Origin of the sequence: Streptomyces sp. NRRL S-920, assembly GCF_000717945.1 — a bacterium.
Taxonomy (GTDB): domain Bacteria; phylum Actinomycetota; class Actinomycetes; order Streptomycetales; family Streptomycetaceae; genus Streptomyces; species Streptomyces alboniger.
The window spans coordinates 1-9,181 of record NZ_JODF01000117.1 but is presented as its reverse complement, the minus strand read 5'-3'; the positions used below and the strand labels follow the sequence as shown (position 1 = coordinate 9,181).

General features: G+C 72.7%; 4 protein-coding genes. All 4 read right to left on the bottom strand.

Annotated features, from left to right (window positions below; all coding sequences use genetic code 11):
- On the bottom strand, positions 1-2,071 hold a 2,071-nt coding region (locus IG54_RS0136905; protein WP_234336483.1), incomplete at its 3' end, for a condensation domain-containing protein.
- Positions 2,068-5,823: an amino acid adenylation domain-containing protein gene (locus IG54_RS43530; protein ID WP_267883689.1), complete on the bottom strand. Its 3,756-nt coding sequence runs from the start codon at positions 5,821-5,823 to the stop codon at positions 2,068-2,070. The genes IG54_RS0136905 and IG54_RS43530, both read right to left, overlap by 4 nt.
- Positions 5,811-6,122, bottom strand: a complete 312-nt coding sequence (locus IG54_RS43525; protein WP_267883688.1) for a condensation domain-containing protein — start codon at positions 6,120-6,122, stop codon at positions 5,811-5,813. The genes IG54_RS43530 and IG54_RS43525 overlap by 13 nt, the downstream gene beginning before the upstream one ends.
- Positions 6,031-9,181: non-ribosomal peptide synthetase (locus tag IG54_RS0136890; RefSeq protein ID WP_030795447.1), on the bottom strand; the 3,151-nt coding region annotated here is incomplete at its 5' end. The genes IG54_RS0136890 and IG54_RS43525, both read right to left, overlap by 92 nt.

Sequence of the window (9,181 nt, the reverse complement as noted above, 5' to 3'; positions counted from 1 at the left end):
CAAGCACCCGGAACAAACCAGCCGTCACATGCAACGCCGTAACACCCTCCGCCACCGCCTCCCGCACCCGCCCCGCATCCACCACACCAGGCCCCGCCACCACCACCCGACCACCCACCACCAACGGCACCCACACCTCGAACAACGACACATCGAAAGCATGCGGCGCATGCATCAACACGGCGTCACCCGCGTCCACCGACCAGCCCCGGCCGCCGACCAGACCCGCGACGCTTCCGTGCGGTACCGCCACACCCTTCGGCACCCCCGTCGACCCGGACGTATACATCACATACGCCAAGTCCTCCGCACCCACGGGGCTCCGTGTCTCCCTGGGCCGGCAGCGGGCGATCGCCGCCGCCACCTCGGTGTCATCCACGACCACCGGCCGGACCGCCATGTCCTCCGGCAGGACTTCGCGCGTCGCTCCGGTGCACACCACCGCCGCCGGGTCCGAATCCGCGAGCAGCAGCGCCACCCGCTCGGGCGGGTACTCCGGGTCCACCGGGACGTAGGCAGCGCCCGCCTCCCACACCCCCAGCAGCGTCACAAGAAGATCGGCCGACCGCTCCATCACCACCGCGACCCGATCACCCCGGCCCACACCCAGGCCCGCCAAATGCCCGGCCAGGCGACCCGCCTCGTTGCTCAACTCCTCATACGACACGACGCGTCCGCCATCGATTACCGCTGGCGCATTCGGAGCGCGCTCCACCTGACGGGCAAACAGTTCCTGCACCGACACACCCGGCACGGGCGCCCGCGTCGCGTTCCAGGCGTCGACCACCAACCCGCGCTCCACCACACCCGCGACATCCACCCGCCCCACCAACACCGACGGATCCGCCACCAGTTGTTCAAGCACCCGCACCAGGCGTTCGCCGAGTTCGCGGATGGCTTGCTGGTCGAACAGGTCGGGGTAGTACGTGAAGCGGACGTTCAGGTGGTCGGCCAGCAGGATGCCGAGGGTCAGTGGGTAGTTGGTCGCCTGTTCGCCCGGTGAGACGGTGAAGGCGGGGGTGTCGGGGGCGGTCGGCTCGGCGGGTGGGGTGGGGTGTGCCATGAGCGCCGCCTGGCGTTCCTGGAGCCGCGCCAGCATCTCGGCGACCGGCTGCCCGCCGTCGAGCGGCACGCGTACCGGCAAGGTGTTGATGAGCAGGCCCACCATCGACTCGACGCCCGGCAGTTCCGCGGGGCGGCCCGCCACGGTCGCGCCGAACACCACGTCCGTACGCCCGGTGAGTCGCGCTAGGACCAGGGCCCACGCGCCCTGCACGATCGTGTTCACGGTCAGGCCCTGGGCGCGGGCCGTCTGCGCCAGGGCCCGCGTGGTGTCCTGCGGGAGGCGTACCAGGTGCTCGTCGGGCAGGACCGGCGTGCTGCCCGCGTCGGCCGGGGCGACGAGGGTCGGCTCGTCGGACCCGGCCAGCTCCGCCCGCCACGCCGACCGTGCCGACTCCTTGTCCTGTTGGCCGAGCCAGACCAGGTAATCCCCGTACGAGGCCGCCCTCTTGAGTGCGGACGCGTCTCCGCCTGCCGCGTAGACCTGGGACAGCTCGGTCAGCAGGACGGGCATCGACCAGCCGTCCATCAGGAGGTGGTGCGAGGTCACGATGAGCCGGTGCCGGTTCTCGTCGAGCCGGATCAGCAGCAGTCGGAGCAGTGGCGGGACCGCCAGGTCCAGTCGTTCCGCCCGTTCTCCCGCGGCCAGTTCCTCGGACCGGGCCGGGCGGTCGGCCGCGGGGTGTGCGGACAGGTCGGCCTCGCGCCAGGGCAACGTCACGTTCCGGGTGATGAGTTGGACCGCCTCGCCCGACTTCCTGCGGTGGAAGCTCGCGCGGAGCGCCGCGTGCCGGTCGAGGAGCGCTTCCCATGAAGCCCGTAACCTGCGGGCATCCAGGGGGCCTTCGATGTCCAGGGTGAACTGCACGGCGTAGACGTCGGGGCCCCGGTCGTCGAAGTCGGCGTGGAACAGCAGGCCCTCCTGGAGGGGGGACAGCGGCCACACTCCCGCCAGGGCGGAGCCGTGGGCGGAACTCGCCGAACGCTGCGCGGCGGCTGAAGACTTCACCGGGACAGGCCCTCCTCAAGGTCGGCTGCTATCGCTTCGAACTGGTCGACCTCGTCCTGTTCGAGGTCGAGGAGGTGGAAGTCGGAAGGGGTGTGACCGCCCGCCGCCGGCTCGTCGGTGTGCGCGGCGAGACCGTCGAGCATCGCCACCCAGGTCCGGCCGAGGCGCTCCACGTCGGTCTCGTCCAGGAGCCGTTCCGGCCAGCTGAGGGTCACGGTCAGCTCGGGCCCTTCCGGGGTGTCCCTGACCACCGCGAGGCCCTCGGCCACGTGCATCGCCGGCAGGTCCGGTTCGGTGGAGCCGCCGATCGCCGCGGCCCCGGCCTGCTGCCAGTCGTCGACGGTGCCCGCCGCCCCGGCGGCGAACCGGCCGAGGTAGTTGAAGCCGATCTGCGCGGTCGGCGCGGCCGCGAGGACCGGGCCCGTGTCGGGGTTGAGCCTGCGGAGCAGTTCGTAGCCGAGGCCGTCGCCGGGCACCGCCCGGACCTGCTCCTTCACGGCCTTCACCAACGTACCCGCCGAGGGCCCGCCCGCCATAGCGTCGTCCAGGTCGGCGCCGGTCACCGCCAGGCGGACCGGGTGCACGCTGGTGAACCAGCCGACGGTACGGGACAGGTCCGCGTCCTCCAGCGGCTCACGGCCGTGGCCCTCGACGTCCACCAGGAGCCCGGCGGCGGTCTCGGGCCGCCAGAGCGCGACCGCGCCCGCCAACGTCGCGAGGAGCACCTCGCGCACGCCGCAGTGGAAGGCTCCCGGGGTGCGGCCCACCAGGGTGGCCGCCTGCTCCGAAGGCAGGGTCCACGAGCGCCGGCGCAGGGTCAGGGCGGTGTCCTGCGTCGGGTCCAACGCCCGTTTGCCCAGCGGGGGTTGGTGGGTGCCGAGCAGCGCGGTCCAGTCGGTCAGCTCGGCTATCCGCCGGTCGTCGCGGGCCTGCGCGGTGAGCAGGTGCGCCCAGCGCCGGAACGACGTACCGACCGGGTCGAGCGCCGGTTCGCGCCCTGCGAGGGCCGCCTCGCACGCCGCCCTGAGGTCCGGGAGCAGCACCCGCCAGGACACTCCGTCCACCACCAAGTGGTGGACGACCAGCACGAGGCGGCCCGTCCGTCCGGGTCCGGCGTCCACCCACACGGCCTGCGCCATGACGCCGCGCGCCGGGTCGAGGCGGCGTGCCGCCTCGTGCGCCGCCCGTCCCGCCACCTCGTCCAGCGTGCCGGGGTCCTCCATCAGCATGTCGGCGCCCACGGGTACATCCGACTCTGGTGCATGCGACTCGGGTGCGTTCGACTCGGGTACGGCCGCCCCGGGTGCGGGTGCTCGAACGCCCCCCGCGTCCACGCGCGCGACGAGGGCCCCGGCGTCCACCGATCCCCGTTCGCCGACGATCAGCTTCGGCTCGCCGGGGACGGTCCGCGCCCGCAGCATGTCGTGCGCGTCCAGCACCGCTCCGAGACCGGCCGCCAGCACGTCGAGGCCGAGGCCCGCGGGCGCGCCGACGGTCGTCCACTGGGCGAAGCGGACACCGGTCGCGCGCTCGCCGAACGCCCGCATCACCGGTGTCCAGGGGACCTCTCCGACGCCGACGTCGGTGACGGCGCGCTCCGCCGTGCCCACCGCCTCGACGACGGCGGCGAGACGCTCGGGCGTCTTCTCCTCGAACACGTGCCGGGGCGTCATGACGAGTCCCGCCCGGCGTGCCCGGGACACCAGCTGCATGGAGCTGATCGAGTCGCCGCCCAGCTCGAAGAAGCCGTCGTCGGCGCCGACCCGTTCGAGCCCGAGCATCTCGGCGAACAGGTCGCACAGGACGCGCTCGGTCTCCGTGCGCGGCTCCCGGCCGAGGACGCGCTCGGCGAAGTCGGGCGCGGGGAGCGCGGCCCGGTCCAGTTTGCCGTTGGCGGTCAGCGGCAGGGCGTCCAGGACCATGACCGCCGTCGGCACCATGTGGTCCGGCAGCAGGTTCGCGGCATGCGCGCGTACGGTCCGCCCGTCCACCGCCCGCGCGTCGGCGGCCACATAGCCGATCAGTCGGCGCTCGCCCGGGCGGTCCTCGCGGATCGTCACCACGGCCTCGCGCACCCCGGGGCAGCCGGACAGGGCGGACTCGATCTCGCCGGGCTCGATCCGGTGGCCGCGGACCTTCATCTGGTCGTCGGCACGCCCCGCGAAGACCAGTTCGCCCTCGCTGGTCCACCGCACCACGTCACCGGTGCGGTACATCCGCTCCCCCGCCCCGAACGGGCTCGCGACGAACCGTTCCGCCGAGAGGCCGGACCGGCCCAGGTAGCCGCGTGCGAGGCCGGCACCGGCGACGTACAGCTCGCCCGGCACGCCCACGGGCACCGGCCGCAGGGACGTGTCCAGCGCGTACACCCGGGTGTTGGCGATGGGGCCCCCGATCGGCGCCGCGCCCTCGCGCTCGCGCCGGACCGCGCTCACCGTGGAGATGATCGTCGCCTCGGTGACGCCGTACTGGTTGTACATGGCGCGGCCCCGCTGCCAGCGGCGGCGTGCCTCCGGTGGCATGGGCTCACCGCCGATGATCAGCAGCCGCAGCTCCGGTACGTCCTCCGCCTCCATGTGCAGCAGGTACGTGGGGGTCGTCGCCAGGTGGGTGACGCGCCGCGCCCGCATCAGACGGGTCAGTTCGTCGCCGGACGCGTCCAGCTTCGAGGGCGCGAGGACGAGCCGCGCGCCCGCGCACAGCGTCGGCCAGACGTCGGCCATGGAGACGTCGAAACTGGGTGAGACGAGTTGCAGGACGCGGCTGTCCTCGTCCAGCGCGTACCGCCGGAGGTTGTCCTCGACGACATTGCGCAGGCCGAGGTGGGAGACGGCGACACCCTTCGGCGTGCCCGTCGAGCCCGAGGTGTAGATCACGTAGGCGGCATTGTCCCCGGCCAGGGGCGCGAGGCGCTCGGTGGGCCGCAGTGGGGCGGTCGGGTACGACGCCACATTCTGGGCGACCGTCGGGTCGTCCAGGACCACGATCCGGGGCGCGGGGCCTGTGCGCGCCACCGTGCCGGACAAGCCCCCCGCGGGTTCCGCCCGGATCGCGCCCCGTGTCGCCTTCGTGCACAGCACCACCGCCGGATCGGAGTCCTCCAGCAGGTGCGTCACCCGGTCCGCCGGGTACTCCGGGTCCACCGGTACGAACACCCCGCCGGCCATGGCGACCGCGACGAGCGCCACCACCAGCGCCACCGACCGCTCGGCCACGACCGCCACCCGGCACTCCGGTCCGACGCCCGCCCCGGTCAGGTACCGCGCGAGCCGCGCCGCCTCGGCCGCCAATTCCCGGTAGGTCAGGGCGTTCTCACCGTGCTCGCCGGATTCGACCGCCACCGCGTGCGGGGAGCGCGCCGCCCGTTCCTCGAAGAGGTCGACGACCGTCGCGGGGGGCACCGGGAGGGCCGTATCGTTCCAGCGCTCCACCACCTGTGCGCGCTCGTCGGCCGTGAGGATGTCCACCTCACTGAGCCGGATGTCCGGGTCGGCGGCGACCTGCTCCAGGACGTGTGCCAGGCGGTCGGCCAGCTTCCGGGCCGTTTCCTCGTCGAACAAGTCGGTGGCGTAGAGGATTTCGCCGTCGAGTCCGGCCGGGGCGCCGAGTGTGTCGCGCCGTTCGACCATGGACACCGCCAGGTCGAACCGGGCCGCGAGGCGGGGCGGTAGCGGTGCCGGGCTCACTCGCGCGCCGGGCAGGTCCCAGGTGGCCTCGGGCACGTTCTGGAGTGCCAGCATCACCTGGAACAGGGGGGTGCGGGAGAGGGACCTGGACGGGTTGAGTTCCTCGACGAGGCGTTCACGAGGCGTTCGAAGGGGACGTCCTGGTGGGCGTAGGCCGCGAGGTCGGTGGCCCGCACCCGCTCCAGCAGCTCCGCGAAGGTCGGATCACCGCTCAGATCCGTACGCAGTACTAGCGTGTTCACGAAGAACCCCGCCAGCTCCTCCAACGCCGCATCACCACGCCCCGCCACCGGCGTGCCCAATGCGATGTCCTCCCCCGCCCCCAACCGGGCCAGCAGCACACCCACCGCCGCATGCACGACCATGAACATCGTCGCCCGCCCCCGCCCCGCCACCTCCACCAACCGCGCATGCGTACCCGCACCCGCCACCACCGGCACCAACCGCCCCTCGAACGACGGCCGCACCCGCCACCACCGGCACCAACCGCCCCTCGAACGACGGCACCACAGGCCGCACACGATCCACCGGCAACACCAACTCCTGCGCCATCCCCTCCAACGCATCCCGCCAGTACGCCAACTGACCGCTGATCACACTCGCCGGATCATCCAGCCCGTCCAGAACCTCCCGCTGCCACAACGCGTAATCCGCGTACTGAACCGGCAACGGCCCCCACCCAGGCACACGCCCCTCACGCCGAGCGTGATGCGCCACCACCGACAACACGAACTCACCCGGACCCACCACCAACAACCAGACCCGCCACGGCACATCCACCCGCAGATCAAAACCCTCACCCAGCTGCCCGGCGAGCACCTCCGCCACCCGCTCCTCGTCGATCGGCGCGATGGTGAAAGGCGGACGGCCCTCCCTCGCCCGCAGAATCCGCTGGTGCGGGACCCCGTCGAGGTCGGGGAAGACGGTGCGCAGGCTCTCGTGGCGGTCCGCCACATCACCGAGCGCCGCCTCCAGGGCGGCCACATCCAGCACGCCCGAAATGCGAAGCGCCAAAGGCACGTTGTACGCGGCGGACGCTCCCGGGACGGACTCCTCCATGCGGTTCAGGAACCACATCCGCTGCTGCGCGAACGACAACGGCACCACGTCCGGCCTCGACCGCCGACCCAACGCGACCCGATCCTCCCCCGCGAGCGCACTCCCGCCCCCGTCCACCAGCCGGGCCAGACCCGCCACGGTCGGCGCGCCGAACAGCTCGCCGATGCCCACCTCCGTCTCCAGCACCGCCCGCACCCGGGAGATCAGCCGCATCGCCAGCAGCGAATCCCCGCCCAGCTCGAAGAAGCCGTCCTCCGCCCCGACCCATTCGAGGCCGAGCACCTCTCCGAACAGGCCGCACAGGATCTCCTCGGTCTGCGTGCGCGGTTCCCGGCCCGAGGCCCGGCGAGTGAAGTCCGGCGCCGGCAGCGCGGCCCGGTCCAGCTTGCCGTTCACCGTGAGCGGCAGCACATCGACGACGAGCAGGGCCGCCGGGACCATGAACTCCGGTAGTCGCGCGGCCACTTGGTCCCGTATCCGCCAGGGGTCGATGTCGTGCCGCTCCTCCGGTACGAGATAGGCGACGAGGCGGCGATCGCCCGGCCGGTCCTCGCGCACCATCGCCACGGCCTGCCGGACCCCGGGCCGCGCGGCCAGCGCCGCCTCGACCTCGCCCAGCTCCACCCGGAAACCACGGATCTTGACCTGATCGTCCGCGCGTCCGGCGAACAGCAGCTGCCCGTCGGCCGTCCAGCGGGCCAGGTCCCCGGTCCGGTACATGCGCCCACTCGCACCGGCCCCGTACGCACCCGCCCTGCCTGCCGTGGCGAAGGGGCAGGCCACGAAGCGCTCCGCCGTCAGGCCCTGCCGCCCCACATAGCCGCGCGCCACGCCCGGCCCCGCGATGTACACCTCACCCACCACGCCCGGCGGCACGGGGTGCAGGGAGCCGTCGAGCACGTACGTCCGCATGTTGGCCAGCGGTCGTCCGATCGGCGGCGGCTCGTCGCTCGCCCCGAGTCCGGCGTCCACCGGCCCGACGGTGGCCATCACGGTCGCCTCGGTGGGTCCGTACGTGTTCCAGACCCGCGCCTTTGGTGTCCACCGGCTCGCCAGGCCCGCGGTCAGCAGCTCCGCGCCGAGGACCCAGTTCCGTACGCCCGGCACGTCCGCCGGGTCCAGCACGCTCAACAGGGACGGCACCACACTCGCCGTACTCACCCCGGCGGCGTCGATCATCCGGGCCAGGGCCGCGGGCTCGGCTCGTTCCCGGCTCGACGCGATGGCGAGGGTGCCGCCCGCGGCCAGCGTCACCGCCACGTCCAGCACCGCCGCGTCGAAACTGAACGACGCGAACTGGAGTACGGCCACGCCCTCGGACACGCCGAGCGCCGGCCGCATGGCCGCCGCGAGGTTCGCCACTCCGTCGTGCGCCACGGCCACGCCCTTGGGGCGGCCCGTCGAGCCTGATGTGTAGATGACGTAGGCGAGTTGGCCGGGCAGGATGGTCGTGGCCAGGGGGGTGGTGGGTGCCGTCGCCAGCTCCGCCGCGGTCCGTGCCTCGTCGAGGAGTACGATCTGCGCCGCCACCGGTACGTCGGCCAGGGTGGCGGCCGTGCCCAGGACCACCCGTGCGCCGCTGTCGGCCACCATGAACGCGAGCCGGTCCGCCGGGTACTCCGGATCCAGCGGGACGAACGCACCGCCCGCCTTCCACACCGCCAACTCGGCGACGACCATGTCGACACCACGTGGCAGACACAGGCCCACCCTGGCCTCACGACCCACGCCCCGACCCGTCAAGTAGTGGGCCAGTTGGTTCGCCCGCGCCTCCAACTCCTCGTACGACAGCACATCCTGGCCACACCGCACCGCCACCATGTCCGGCGAAAGGCTCGCCCGCTCCTCGAACAGCTGCGGCACCAGCGCGTCCGGGGCCGCGAGCGCCGTATCGTTCCAGCGCTCCACCACCTGTGCGCGCTCGTCCGCCGTGAGGATGTCCACCTCACTGAGCCGGATGTCCGGTTCTGCGGCGACCTGCTCCAGGACGCGCACCAGGCGGTCGGCCAGCTTCCGGGCCGTGTCCTTTTCGAACAGGTCGGCGGCCAGCAGCACGTCACCGTCCAACCCGGCCGGTGCGCCCCGCTCGTCGCGCCGCTCGGCGAGCGTCACCGCGAGGTCGAACCGCGCGGCCGGCGCGACCATGGGCAGCGGACACACCTGGGTGCCCCGCAGCTTCCACTGGGGGTCGGGCAGGTTCGGCAGGGCCAGCATCACCTGGAACAGTGGATTGCGGGAGACGGAACGGGAGGGGTTCAGTTCTTCCACGAGGCGTTCGAAGGGGACGTCCTGGTGGGCGTAGGCCGCGAGGTCGGTGGCCCGCACCCGCTCCAGCAGCTCCGCGAAGGTCGGATCACCGCTCAGA

Coding starts and splice junctions, on each gene's coding strand:
- IG54_RS43525 (WP_267883688.1), bottom strand. CDS start 6,122: ATGGTCGTGCATGCGGCGGTGGGTGTGCTGCTGGCCCGGTTGGGGGCG.